Source organism: Lentzea sp. NPDC003310 (assembly GCF_040610935.1).
Classification (GTDB): domain Bacteria; phylum Actinomycetota; class Actinomycetes; order Mycobacteriales; family Pseudonocardiaceae; genus Lentzea.
Window position 1 is genome coordinate 170,244 of record NZ_JBEXNC010000006.1, and the last position, 12,411, is coordinate 182,654.

The window sequence follows — 12,411 nt, forward strand, 5'->3', positions numbered from 1 at the left end:
TGATGTCGGTATGACCGTTTACGACGTTGCTCGTCGGCTGCCTGAGATCGTGGAACTGCGTGCGTTGTGCCGTGCGGTGGCGGCGTTGGAGATCGTGCTCAGTCCCGACGACGACACGTACTACCGCTACACGACCGCATGGGCGTCGAACGAGGAGTTGGCGTCCATGCGGAACGGTTCAGGCGACGAGTTCGATGTCGTGTTCACGGCGGCAGGGGCATACATACGCGGGTTCGACCACGAGTCGCCGATGAGTCCTTACGGCAACGACGACGAGCCTTGGCCCGGCGTGCTCGACGCTGTGCCTGAGGTGTTCCGCGAGTGTGTGGAGGAGCCGGCTTTCACCGATGAGTTTGATACGCCGTGCGTCACCGTCTGTCTGTGGCGCGAGCACGGTGACACGGCTTGGCAGCACGGGGACATCGACTTCCCTGACGAGGGCCAGGACGGGGCCGACTGGATGTTCCGGTTGCTGACCGACCGAACGCCCGAGGCGTTCCAGGACTGGGCGCAGGACTACTACGAGATGCCGGTCGACCTCGACGCGGTGCGGCACTTCTACGAAGGACGGCCGGTCACCGCACAGGTCGTGGCCGCGCTCAACCCCGGCACCGAACTGACCAAGGTGCTCAGCCGGATCGCCGAGACGGGCTACCCGGTTCCCCGGGAGACGGAGTGACTCACCCATGAGGGTCTCGGTGCTGGTCAACTGGCCTGTGCTCGGCTAGAACCGGAGGGTGCTGCACGACCCGCTCACGGGCCTGCCCGGACACGCGTTGCTGCTCGACCGCCTGGAGCAGTCGCTGATCCGCGCCCGCACGCGCGGCACGCTCGTGACGTTGGTGCTGATCACCGGGCCGGACGACGTGCTGGCCGCGGCGAAGTCGTTGCGGCAGAACCTGCGGCCCGATTTCACGGTCGCGCGGTACGGGGACGCGGTGCTGGCGGTGCTCGCCGAGCACGACTTCGGGGACGGGGAGCCGATCGCCGAGTTGATCAGGCAGGTCGCGGGGGAGAGTCCGCAGGTCCACTGGGTGACGAGCGACGGGGACGCGACGCCGGAGGAAGTGCTCTCGACAGCGCGAACTCCCCCCGAACGGCACTGAGCCCCAGCGACACCGTCGTGTCGCTGGGGCTCAGCTTCTTACCGGAGGGAGGGTGTTACGTGGTGCGGGGTGTTACAGCTGGCCGGTCACCGTCTGGAACAGGTTGGCCGGGTCGATCAGGGCGATCGCCGGGGCGTTGAACGGCAGCTGCGGCAGCGCGCGCTCGTCGGCCTGCGGGGCCAGGCCCTGGGTCGGGTTGAGCTTCAGACCCGAGATGGAGGCCGGGCCGTCGACCGGGAGCGTGGGCAGCGAACGCTCGGTGGGGAGCGCGGGCAGCTGCACCGGCACCGGCAGGGCCGGGGCGGTCACGGGCAGGGACGGCAGCGAACGCTCGGTGGCGCCGGCCGGAACCAGGTCCTTGGCACCGTCGAGCAGCTGGCCCAGGGGCAGGCCCTGGACGTTCGGGGACAGGCTCGCCAGACCACCGTTCACCGGCAGAGCGGTGCGCTCCTGCGCCACGCCGGGCAGAGCCGGGGTGGGCAGCTGGCCGGCCATGGCCGCCAGGTCAGCCGGGTTCGGGAACTGGTTGACGGGCAGCTTGCCGTCGAGGCCGTTGATGCCGTTGAACGCCGGGACCTCGTTGGCCTTCAGCAGGCTGTCGACGCCCTTGGGGAGCTCGAGGCCCTTGAGCTGCGTGGCGCGCAGGACGCCGGCGGTCTCCTCGCCGGTGAGCTGCGTGTCGTCGCTCGTGCCCAGCGTGGTCGCCTGGCCGACGACCTCGACGGGGATGCGCGCGAACTTGGCGGCCGCCTCGACCGGGACGTGCATGTCGCGGGCGGTCAGCGGGCCGGAGCCCTCGGTCAGGGTCTCGCCACCGGCCTGGGTGTACGAGGCCTTGTCGGTGACCGTCGTCGCGTTGCCGGCCACCGCGACCGCGTCCGCGTACACGCCGGCGAAGGCGTTGGCGGGGACGTTGATCAGGTTGCCGGACACCGAGGCGTCCTCGGCCGACGAGTAGCTGTCGTCACCGGACACGACGTTGGTGTCGGACACCACGTCGGAGTTGGTGATGCCCGCCGCGGCAACGGTGTTGCCCGGGACGGCCGGGAGGACGGCCGGCTGCGCGCCGATCAGGTTGCCGGAGACGGCACCCTTGTCACCGTTGCTGTTGACGTCGCCGCCGGCGACCGAGCTGAGGTCGTTGGTGGCCGTCGAGTTGACGTTGCTGCCGCCGCCGACCGACCAGCCGAGGACCTGCGTGCCGGTCGCGACCGGAGCCGACACGGCGTTGCCCGCGATGGAGCCCGCCTCGCCGGTGGTGATGGCGTCGCCGCCGGCCTTCATGTCGGTGGCGTTGTCGCCCTTGGTGTCGTTGTTGCCCACCAGGGTGGCACCGTCGGCGAAGACCTGGGCCGGCGTCGAGGTCGGGACCTGGACGATGTTGCCGGACACCGAGCTCTTCTTGCCGGTCGCGTGGGGCGCGTCGCCCGCGATGACCGTGGTGTCGTTCGCCGAGTCCGACACGGTGTTGCCCACGAGGGCGGCGGTGACGGCGAAGACCTGCGGCGCGGCCGCGGTCGGGGCGGTCACGATGTTGCTGGAGACCGTGCCGCGGTCGTCCTCGGTGTTCGGGGTGCCACCGGACTGCACCCACTTGACCTCGTCGGCCGAGCCGGCGGCCTGGCCACCGAGCGCGGCGGCGAGGCCGTAGACCTCGGCGGGCGTCGCGACCGGGGTGGACGCGATGTTGCCGGAGACGACCGAGTCGTTGCCCGTCGTGCCCTGGTAGCCCGAGGTGACCGACTTGACGTCGTTCTCGCAGGTACCAGCGGCCTGGCCGGCCAGCGTGGCGCCGTTGCCGCACACGTCCACGGCCGTGGCCGGGGGGACGTCCGCGATGTTGCCGGAGAGGACGGACTTGTCGCCGACGGTGAAGGTCTGGCCACCGGCGGTCGAGTTCGCCTCGTTGGTGTGGTCGGTCAGTGCGTTGCCGACCAGCGACGCGCCGTTGCCACCGACCGCGGCGGGCAGCGAGATGGGCGCACCCGCGACGTTGCCGGACGCGGTGGAGCCGTGGCCCGTGGTGTGGTGCGAGCCACCGGCGCGCGAGTCGTTCGTGGTGTCGCTGACCGCGGCCGAGTTGCCACCGACGGCGGCGGCGTTGTCGTCGACCGTGATCGGGCCGGCGAGCGCGGGCTCGACGATGTTGCCCGCCAGCGTGGCCGGGTCGCCGTTGGTGACGGTCTTGCCACCGGCGTACGCGGCACCCGTCTGGGTCGAGTCGGTGGCGGCGTTGCCCGCACCGGCGGCCGAGTTGCCGTTGACCTCGGCGAGCGGGGCCAGCGGGATCGGCACGGCGTTGCCGGAGATCGTGCTGTTCTTGCCGCTCGTGATGACGTCGCCCTCGGAGGAGGCGAACGTGTCGGCGGTGGAGTTGGCGTCGGCGATGCCCGCCGCGCCCACGCCGTTGCCGGTGATCTGGACCGGGGTCGCGCCCTGCTCGGCGATGACGTTGCCGGAGATGGCACCGCGGTCACCGCTGGTCCTGATGTCGCCGCCGGTCGTGGAGACCTGCTCGGCGGTGGTGTTCGTCTCGGCGTTGCCGCCGGCCGCGATCGCGTTGCCGGTCAGCTGGACCGGGAGCACGTGGTTGACGGCGACGACGTTGCCGGCGATGGCCTGGCCCGCGCCGTCCGTGACGATCGTGCCGTCGCGGTGGGTGTGCTGCTGGCAGTCGGCGTTCGCCTCGGTGTTCGCGAGGACCGCGATCGCGTTGCCGCAGATGTTGATCGGCACATCGACGTGCGCCTGGATCGTGTTGCCGCGCACCAGGTTCTGCAGGGCGGTGCCCTGGAGGCGCTCACCGGCCTGGCGAACCAGCGGGTTCGCGACGGGGGCCGCGGTGCGGGTGGGCACCGCGCTGGTGACGCGGTCCGTGCTGATCGTGCGGTCCACCTTGGGGAGCGTGATCTCCCGGACCGGGGTGGCCAGCTTGTTCTGGTCGGCCTTGACCGGAACGGAGGCCGCGACGTCGACGGCCGGAGGCGCGGCGTCCGGGTCGACGTTCTCCTGGGCAGAAGCGATGCCCGTACCGAGCATCAGCAAACCACCAGTGACAAACGCGGTCTGAAGTCCGCGCTTTGCCCAGGTCTGCATTAGAACTCCTTCATTTGGTTTCCCGTCAGTGAGCGACGGGGGCTCAAGGGGGTGGGGCCGAAACGCGCAGGGGAAGGCGCGTCATCACCGGGGGAGTCGCACGCGGTGATCGACCGTTGTTGAGCGCAAAGGAAAAGCGCGACGGTCGACTTCCGGACAGCCAGGGGAGGAGGGCTGTCGCGGACCGCGCGCTGTGATCAGTCGGGGTTGATACCGGGCTGCTTGCCCGGCGTCACGGTGACCTCGTCAGTGGACGGCGCGAGGGCAGCCGTCGACGAGGTGCCGTGAGCAGCACCGGGTGCAGCGAGAGCAGCGATCAGGCTGCCCTTGGCAGAACCAGAACCGTCGTTGCACGAAGAGCACTGCACCGGCGCGGGGGCCGGGACGGGCAGCTTCGGGAACGGGTTGCTGGGCAGGGAGGGACGCTGCTCGGAGGGCACCACGAAGTCGTTGTGCTCCAACAGGTCCGTCCAGCTGCCACCGGACGAGCCGGTGAACTGCGAGACCACCGGTGCCGCAGGCTGCGCGACATCGGTGGCGGGAGCCGGGATCTCCGGGAACGTCACGTCCATCGCCCGCTCGGTGGCGGGGCTGCTGGACTGACCGATCCTGGTGACCTGCGGCATGATTCGTGCGGCGATCTGCTCGACCGCCTGCGAGACCTGCACGGCCGGCAGGGAGGCGCGAGCCTTCTCCTGCTCGGCGCGCAACGTCTCGTCGATCTTGTGCACCGCTGCGGCAGCGGGGGTGATCACCGGCAGTTTCTCGTCGGTCTTGCTGACGAGCTTGCTGACGACGTCGACCTGCTGCGCGTCGGCGGACGGCACCGTGTCAGCCGCCTGGGCCGACGAAGTGGTGAGCGCCCAGGCAACGGCCGTTCCCGCGATCGCACCGCCGACGGCGAGCAGCGCACGGGTGGCGAACCGGCGGATGCCGTTCGTTCCCGTCTTCGCTCGCAGATCGGCGGAGAACAACGCAGGAAACCTCGCTACTCGGTGGCACTCAAGGGAATCGCCGACGATCAACTGATCAAGTCGACGTCGGCGACTCTGCCAGTCCATCCACCCCGAATGCACGCTCTGAGCGCTCGGTTAACTACATCGTGTGAACGCTTCTCCTTGGCTCACACGCGTTTCAGCACCCGTGCGGCACCGGCCGCCGCGGTCGACGCGAGCACCCATCCCACGGCCACGAGCAGCGAAGATATCCACTGCGACGCACCGGTGAACTGCCACTTGCCGTCGTGCCCGAAGTCGATGATCGGGATCAACAGGTCGAGGGCGAGCAACGCGGCGTTCCACACCGGGTCCTCGTCCTTGTTGAGCTTGACCATGGGGTGCCAGTTGAACCACAGGGCACCGAAGAGCCAGAACACGGCGAGCCAGCAGATCGCGAGCCACGGCCGGTAGCCGTAGCCGACCGTCCACCGCTGCACCTGGCCCCACACCCGGCCCGCGCGGCCGAGTTCGGCGTAGCGGCGGCGCTGCTTCTCCAGCTGGACCTTCTGCGCGAGCTCCTCCTCGCCGCCCTGCTGGTAGACGGCGGCGAGCTGCTCGTACGGTCCGGGCGCGAAGTCCGGCTGGACCTTGAGCAACCACTTGAGGCGCGTCTGCACCGGCACGTCCGGGTCGGCGGTGATGCCGGCGAACTCGAAGTCGTCCACGGCGACGCCGCCCTCGGCGTCCCACAGCCCCGGCCCGTCGGTCACCGACACGGCCTTCAGGCGGCTCAGCACTATCTTCCCCTTGGGCTGCTGGCCTTCGGGGATGTGCAGGCGGAACTGGTGGACGGTGAGGCCGTACGCGTTGAGCGCGATGTCCGCGGAGGTCGAGCCGAGGTGCGAGTCGCTGAAGGTCGCCATCTTGCCGACCTCGCCCAGCCGGAGCCGGACGCCGCCGACCGCGGTGAACCCGCGGCTGCACAGGAGGTCCTTGCCGATCGTGATGGCACGGGCGTCGAGCGACGGCTTCTGCGTGCCGTTGGGGCGCAGCCGCGGGAGGGTCAGCTCGGCGCCGGACATGTCGAGCGTGGAGCCGATGTTCGCGTTCTGCAGGCGGATCGAGCCCTTGGCCCTGAGCTCGCGCAGGAAGAGCGTGCCGCCGACCTGGAGGCGGTCGGCGAACAGGACGTCGATGCCGGGCCCGTGCAACGAGACGCCGGACATGCTGGCGCTGCCCATGATGTGCGCGTTGGAGAGCCGCACCTGGCCGTAGGTGTGCAACGGCTGCGAACGCGTGCCCGCACCGTTTAATGCGCTGCGAGCCTCCACGTCGCCACGGACCTGCATACCGTCCGCGTGCAGTGCGACGGGGATGCGGTTCGTGACGTCGCCGGCGAGCTCCTCGGCGACCTCGCGCGGTCCGATCACCGCGCCGGACAGCCGGAGGTACCCGCCGACGCTCGCGTTGGGCAGCCGGACCGTGCCGGTGCTCGTGAAGCCGTCGTCGAGCTCGACGTTGCCCTCGACCCGGATGCGGTCGGCCACGAGCGTCGCGGCCTCGTCGGCGGACCCGTGCGGCAGGACCAGCACCTGGTTGTCGACGCGGTGGGTGGAGTTGAGGCGGGCGCCGGTGAACTCGACGTTGCCGCCGACCCGCGCGCCGTCGAAGAGCACGCGGCCGTCGGCGGTGAAGCGACCGCCCTCGGCGTTGCAGAAGACGTTGCCCGAGACGACGATCCCGGACGCGTCGAGCGCGTCCTTGCCGGCGTTGAGCAGCCGCGCGCCGCCGAGGTGGACGCTGCCGCCGATCGCGGCACCCCTGAGGCGCACCTCGCCGTTCGCGCGGACCGCTATGGCCTGGACCGAGCCGCTGACCCGCAGGCGCGCGCCGAGCAGCGCGTGGTCGGAGTTGGGGCGCAGCACCGCGCCGGCGAGCCGGAGCGTGCCGTCGACCGCCGCGTCGGTGAGGTCGACGGTGCCGGTGGAGGTGAAGCCGGCCTCGAGGACGAGGTCGCTGAACACCCGGAGGTTGCGCCCCTGCAGACCGGGGACGCGGGTGCCGCGCAGCCGGAGCCCGATGAGGCGGGCCATGCGGAGGTCGGGCGGTTCCTCGAACGTGCAGTGGGTGAGGTCGATGACCCGCGTGACGCGCGTGCCCTCCAGCTCGAACTTGCCGGTGATCCGCGCGTTGCGCAGGCGCAGAGCGGGTAGCCCCTTGCGCGGCACTCGGTACATGCCGGTCAGCAGACCGGTGAGCACCTCACCGCGAGCGCTCTGTCCGGTCAGGTCCAGCTCGGTCCCACCCGCGTAGGCCCCCGCGACCTGGCGTTCGACATCGGTCAAGTCTTCGGGCTTGATCACTTCGTCCTCCCCTGACGGGTTGGATCATCCCTGGTGATGTTCCGGCTTGGCGAGGGTCCGAACAGTTAACGTGAGGCACATGAGCACGCCGGAGTCCGAGATCAGCGGCCGCGTTCCGAAGCTGCTGCGGGTGAGTGCCGCGGTGAGCTGGCGGTTCGTCGTGGTGATCGCCGCGTTGTACGTCGTCGCGTACGCGTTGAGCTTCATGGCGTCGGTGGTGATCCCGGTCGCCATCGCGCTGCTGCTGGCCGCCCTGTTCTCGCCGGGGGTGTCGAAGCTCGTCGAGTGGCGCGTGCCGCGCGGCGTCGCGGTGACCGTGATGATGATCCTCGGCATCGGCGTCCTGGGCGGCGTGCTGACGTTCGTGATCAGCGAGTTCTCCCGCGGCCTGCCGGAACTGCAGACGCAGGTGGCCGCCTCGCTCGACACGATCCAGAAGTGGCTGAAGGACGGGCCCGCTCACCTGTCCGACGCGCAGCTGCAGGGCTACGTCAACGAGATCGTGAAGACGATCAAGGAGAACCAGGCGGAGATCACGTCGGGTGCCCTGACGACGGCGGCGACGCTGGGCGAGCTGCTGACCGGGCTGCTGCTGGCGCTGTTCACGCTCATCTTCTTTCTGCACGACGGCGACGGCATCTGGCGCTTCGTGACCCGTGCGGTGCCACGGGACGTGCGTCAGCGTGTCGAGGTGGCCGGCCGTCGTGGGTTCGGCTCTCTCGTCTCCTATGTGCGCGCTACGGCCGTGGTCGCGATCGTGGACGCCGTCGGCGTTGGTGTCGGGTTGGCGATCATCGGCGTGCCTCTGGTCGTGCCGCTGTCGGCGTTGGTGTTCCTCGGCGCGTTCATTCCCATCATCGGTGCGGTGTTCACCGGTGCTGTGGCGGTGTTGATCGCGTTGGTGACCAACGGGCCGATCGCCGCTCTCGTGGTCTTGGCTGTGCTAATCGGCGTCATGCAGTTGGAGTCGCACGTGCTGCAGCCGCTGCTGTTGGGGCGTGCGGTGAAGCTGCACCCGTTGGCCGTGGTGCTGGCCATCGCCGGCGGGTTGGTGACCGGCGGGATCGCCGGGGCGTTGCTGGCGGTGCCGTTGCTCGCGGTGCTGAACTCCGGGATCCGGTCGTTGGTGTCGGACGCCGATGCCGAGCAGAACCCGGAGAAGGTGGACGTGCTGAACCCGCAGGACACGGCACCGAAGGACGACAAGGGCGAACGGGTGAAGGAGCTCTAAGCCATCGACACGAGGTTGCGGCCGAAGCCCTTCGCCGCCAGCAACGCCGCATCGGCCGCAACCAACAGGTCCGACAGCTCGTATCCGAACCGAGTCGTCGTCGACACTCCGATAGACACAGTCAGCCCGTGCAGCTCGTACGGCTGCTTATCAACGGACATGGTCGGCACCCGCAGGGTCTCCACGGCCTTGCGCACCCGCTGGGCGACGGACTCCGCCTCGTCCGGCGTGGCCTCGGGCAGCAGCACCACGAACTCCTCGCCACCGAACCGCCCGACGAAGTCGCCGCGCCGGACGGTGCCGCGCAGCAGGAGCGAGATCGCGGCCAGTGCCGCGTCTCCTGCCAGGTGGCCCACCTCGTCGTTGACGCGCTTGAAGTGGTCGAGGTCGAGCAGCATCACGGCCATCGGGCGGGTGCGGTCGGCTCCCTTGCTCAGTTCGTAGCGGGCCCTGCTGTCCCAGTGGACGGCGTTGGCCAGGCCTGTCTTGGCGTCGCGCTGGGCCGAGCGGCGCCATTGGGGGAGTTGGGCCGCTCGTTCCAGCAGGGCGAGGGGCGGGCCGGCGATCAGGGCGTGGATGGCGTTGGTCTCCGCCACGCAGCCCATCAGGCCGCCGATGGAGACCGCGACGATGCCCAGGACGGCGTCGATGGGCTCGCCGACGTTCTCCTCGAAGCCCGCGGACGGGTTGCGCAGCCTCAGGCCCAGGGCGATCAGGCCCGCGCGCAGGACCAGCAGCAGGGTCGCGCACAGCGTCAGGACCAGGAGGTTGGCGTGCGGGTCGGCCCAGCCCAGGGCGTAGCGGGTGGCGAAGACGGCCAGGGTGGTGGCGCTCAGGGTGAAGAGCCAGCGGTGGGTCTCGGGGCGTTGGGCGAGCAGGCAGTGCAGGGCCGGGCCGAAGAGCAGCAGCACCAGCAGGTTCGGCGGGAGGGCCAGGACGCCCGCGGTGAGGTAGCAGAGGTGGGCCGCCCACGGGTTGCGTTCGGTCTCGCCGAGGCGGTGGCTGTAGATCGAGCTGCAGATGATGACCGCGCCGGCCGTGCCCGCGATCGCGGCGAACCTGGCGACTTCGGAGGGTGACGGCGTTTCGGAGGAGACGATGCAGTGGACGACGGTGGCGAAGGCAGCCATGTCGATGAACAACCAGTAGCAGAGCGCGGGCCGCCGCAAAGTCCACAACGGCCAGTAGCGCACCTGCATTCGCCCTCCCCCGAACCCGGAGAGCGTCGCACATTCCTCCGTTCGGCAGAAGACGGCCACCTGGGGGTTAGCCACGCCACGTTCACCCGGCAGGATGGTGTCCGAAAGGAGCACAGCGTGCGCAAAGAGCCTGCCGAACGTGTGACGAAGGTGATCGACGACCCGGCCACGCCCCTGTGGCGCGGGACGATTGCGCTACGCATAGTCACATTCCTCTTCGCGACGGCCAACATCATCGCGAACCAATCCGGCTACGTGCGGCCGTGGCTCGCCTGGACCACGCTCGGCGTCATGGCGCTGTGGTCGGTGTTCACCAGCCGCGCCTACAGCACGACGTGGGGCAGGCGGTGGCCGCTCGTGCTCGTCGACCTGGCTCTGACCTGCGCACTCATGTCGCTGTCGCCGCTGATCATGTCCGACGCGCAGTTGCTGACGCTGAACGTCCCGCTCATCACCACGATCTGGGCGTGCGTGCCGGCGGTGGCGTTGGGCGCGTTGGGCGGGCCGTACGCGGGCTTCGCGGGCGGGTTGGCGGTCGGCCTCTCGACGTACCTGAGCAAGGGCGTGCCGAGCCTCGACCTGCTGCGCGACGTCGTACTGCTCGCCGGCGCGGGCATGGTCGTCGGCATGGCGTCGGCCACGGCCCGGCGCAGTGCGGTCCTCCTCGCGCAGGCGCTGCGGGCGGAGGCGGCCACCGCGGAACGCGAGCGGCTCGCCCGGTCGATCCACGACAGCGTGCTGCAGGTCCTCGCCCGCGTGCGCAAGCGCGGGCTGGAGGTCGGCGGCGAGGCGGCCGAACTGGCCGCGATGGCCGGCGAGCAGGAGGTGGCGCTGCGGAACCTGGTGGCCGCCGCCCCCGTCGACTCCACTGTGGACGGCGACATCGACCTGCGGCCCGGCCTGCAGCTCCTCGCCACGCCGCGCATCCAGGTCTCGACGCCCGCCACGCAGGTCATGCTGAAGGCCGGGGCGGCGAACGAGCTGACGTCGCTGGTGCGGGAGGCTCTGTCCAACGTGGACAAGCACGCCGGTGAGGACGCACGGGCCTGGGTGCTGCTCGAAGACCTCGGTGAGGAAATCGTGCTCAGCGTCAGGGACGATGGACCGGGCATCCCGGAAGGCCGCCTGGCGCTGGCCGCCGCGGAGGGCAGGATGGGGATCGAGAAGTCGATCAAAGGCCGGGTGGAGTCGCTCGGCGGGACGCTCGAGCTCCAGACCGGGCCGGGGGAGGGCACGGAGTGGGAGGTTCGGGTGTTCAGGAAGGGGGCGGCAGGATGACGGTCTCGGTGATGGTCGTGGACGACCACCCGATGTGGCGCGAGGGCGTCGCACGAGATCTGCAGGAACGCGGGTTCGAGATCGTGGCGACCGCGGGCGACGCGCCCTCGGCCGTGCGGATCGCGAAGGCCGTGCGGCCCAACGTGGTCCTGATGGACCTCAACCTCGGCGAGCTCTCCGGGGTCGACGCCACCGCGATGATCACCAGCGAGCTGCCGGAGACGCGCGTGCTGGTGCTGTCCGCGTCCGGCGAGCACGACGACGTGCTGCAGGCCGTGAAGGCGGGCGCGTCCGGCTACCTGGTGAAGTCCGCGTCCTCCGACGAACTGGTCGAGGCGGTCACCCGCACGGCCGCGGGCGACGCCGTGTTCACCGCGGGCCTCGCCGGCCTGGTGCTGGGCGAGTACCGGCGGATGGCCGCCGCGCCGGACGACTCGGAGGAGAAGCCGCAGCTCACCGACCGGGAGACCGAGGTGCTGCGGCTCGTGGCCAAGGGCCTCACCGCACGACAGATCGCGAACCGCCTGGTGATCTCCCACCGCACGGTCGAGAACCACGTCCAGTCGACATTGCGGAAACTCCAACTGCACAACCGGGTGGAGCTGGCGCGTTATGCCATTGAGCACGGGCTCGACGCCGAACCGGAGGCAGAGAAATGACAGACCCCAGAGAGTTACGCGTGTCCGACGCGGAACGTGAGCACGTCGTCAGCCTGCTGAACAAGGCGGTGGGCCGCGGCATGATCACGCTCGACGAGTTCACCGTCCGCACGGACACCGCTCTCGCCGCGAAGACCAGGGCCGATCTCAACGGCGTGCTGGTCGACCTGCCGGGCATGGTCAACAACGAGGTCGCCCACGCCCGCACGGAACTGAAGAACACGATGAGCACCACGACCCGCAAGGGTCACTGGGTCGTGCCGCAGGAGCTCGTCATCCGCAACACCCTCGGCACCACGAACCTCGACTTCACCGCCGCCGAGGTGCCGCCGGTCGTGAACGTCGACCTGGACGTGTCGCTCGGGACGGTGAAGCTGCTGCTGCCGGTGGGCTCGTCGGTCAACACGGACGCGGTCGAGATCACCGCGGGCGAGGTGAAGGACAAGGTGCACGTACCGGCCATGGGCAACCCGCACTTCCAGCTCAAGGGCGTGGTGCGCGGCGGAACCGTGGTGATCAAGCGCTCCAAGCGCTGATCTGC

The 12,411-nt window shown here is 70.0% G+C and carries 10 protein-coding genes; 6 read left to right on the plus strand and 4 right to left on the minus strand.

Going from position 1 to position 12,411, the window contains the following annotated elements; translation table 11 throughout:
- Positions 1-10: 10 nt before the first annotated feature.
- Together ABZX02_RS13465 and ABZX02_RS13470 are read left to right on the plus strand one after the other, a co-directional pair.
- Positions 11-679: a hypothetical protein gene (locus tag ABZX02_RS13465; protein ID WP_355297905.1), complete on the plus strand. Its 669-nt coding sequence runs from the start codon at positions 11-13 to the stop codon at positions 677-679.
- A 58-nt stretch (positions 680-737) separates the two neighbouring features.
- Positions 738-1,106 (plus strand): hypothetical protein, encoded by a 369-nt coding sequence (locus ABZX02_RS13470; RefSeq protein WP_355297907.1) that lies wholly within the window; start codon positions 738-740, stop codon positions 1,104-1,106.
- A 72-nt stretch (positions 1,107-1,178) separates the two neighbouring features.
- On the opposite strand, the gene ABZX02_RS13475 is transcribed toward ABZX02_RS13470, so the two are convergent.
- The 3 genes from ABZX02_RS13475 to ABZX02_RS13485 all read right to left on the minus strand — a co-directional run bounded on the left by ABZX02_RS13475 (position 1,179) and on the right by ABZX02_RS13485 (position 7,503).
- Positions 1,179-4,145 carry a chaplin family protein gene (locus ABZX02_RS13475; RefSeq protein WP_355297908.1) on the minus strand — a complete coding sequence of 989 codons (2,967 nt, stop codon included), beginning with the start codon at positions 4,143-4,145 and terminating at the stop codon, positions 1,179-1,181.
- Between the two features lie 254 nt (positions 4,146-4,399).
- The gene (locus ABZX02_RS13480) at positions 4,400-5,176 is read right to left on the minus strand and encodes a hypothetical protein (protein WP_355297910.1); all 777 of its coding nucleotides are present in this window, start codon (positions 5,174-5,176) and stop codon (positions 4,400-4,402) included.
- A gap of 149 nt (positions 5,177-5,325) precedes the next feature.
- Positions 5,326-7,503, minus strand: coding sequence for a hypothetical protein (locus ABZX02_RS13485; RefSeq protein WP_355297912.1), 2,178 nt, complete (start codon positions 7,501-7,503; stop codon positions 5,326-5,328).
- Positions 7,504-7,582: 79 nt separating this feature from the next.
- Here ABZX02_RS13485 and ABZX02_RS13490 point away from each other — a divergent pair, with 79 nt between their 5' ends.
- The gene (locus tag ABZX02_RS13490) at positions 7,583-8,734 is read left to right on the plus strand and encodes an AI-2E family transporter (protein WP_355297914.1); all 1,152 of its coding nucleotides are present in this window, start codon (positions 7,583-7,585) and stop codon (positions 8,732-8,734) included.
- Here the strand turns inward: ABZX02_RS13490 and ABZX02_RS13495 are convergent.
- Positions 8,731-9,933, minus strand: coding sequence for a diguanylate cyclase (locus tag ABZX02_RS13495; protein WP_355297916.1), 1,203 nt, complete (start codon positions 9,931-9,933; stop codon positions 8,731-8,733). The genes ABZX02_RS13490 and ABZX02_RS13495 overlap by 4 nt on opposite strands.
- A gap of 117 nt (positions 9,934-10,050) precedes the next feature.
- Here ABZX02_RS13495 and ABZX02_RS13500 point away from each other — a divergent pair, with 117 nt between their 5' ends.
- From ABZX02_RS13500 to ABZX02_RS13510, 3 genes are read left to right on the plus strand one after another with little or no spacing between them, the layout of a single operon-like run.
- Positions 10,051-11,211 (plus strand): DUF5931 domain-containing protein, encoded by a 1,161-nt coding sequence (locus tag ABZX02_RS13500; protein WP_355297917.1) that lies wholly within the window; start codon positions 10,051-10,053, stop codon positions 11,209-11,211.
- Positions 11,208-11,870 carry a response regulator transcription factor gene (locus ABZX02_RS13505; protein ID WP_355297919.1) on the plus strand — a complete coding sequence of 221 codons (663 nt, stop codon included), beginning with the start codon at positions 11,208-11,210 and terminating at the stop codon, positions 11,868-11,870. Before ABZX02_RS13500 ends, ABZX02_RS13505 begins: the two co-directional genes overlap by 4 nt.
- A gap of 20 nt (positions 11,871-11,890) precedes the next feature.
- A complete protein-coding gene (locus tag ABZX02_RS13510; RefSeq protein WP_355297920.1) occupies positions 11,891-12,406 on the plus strand; it encodes a DUF1707 domain-containing protein in 516 nt (171 codons plus the stop codon).
- Positions 12,407-12,411 lie beyond the last annotated feature (5 nt).

Coding starts and splice junctions, on each gene's coding strand:
- ABZX02_RS13475 (WP_355297908.1), bottom strand. CDS start 4,145: ATGCTCGGTACGGGCATCGCTTCTGCCCAGGAGAACGTCGACCCGGAC.
- ABZX02_RS13505 (WP_355297919.1), top strand. CDS start 11,208: ATGACGGTCTCGGTGATGGTCGTGGACGACCACCCGATGTGGCGCGAG.
- ABZX02_RS13495 (WP_355297916.1), bottom strand. CDS start 9,933: ATGCAGGTGCGCTACTGGCCGTTGTGGACTTTGCGGCGGCCCGCGCTC.
- ABZX02_RS13465 (WP_355297905.1), top strand. CDS start 11: ATGACCGTTTACGACGTTGCTCGTCGGCTGCCTGAGATCGTGGAACTG.
- ABZX02_RS13490 (WP_355297914.1), top strand. CDS start 7,583: ATGAGCACGCCGGAGTCCGAGATCAGCGGCCGCGTTCCGAAGCTGCTG.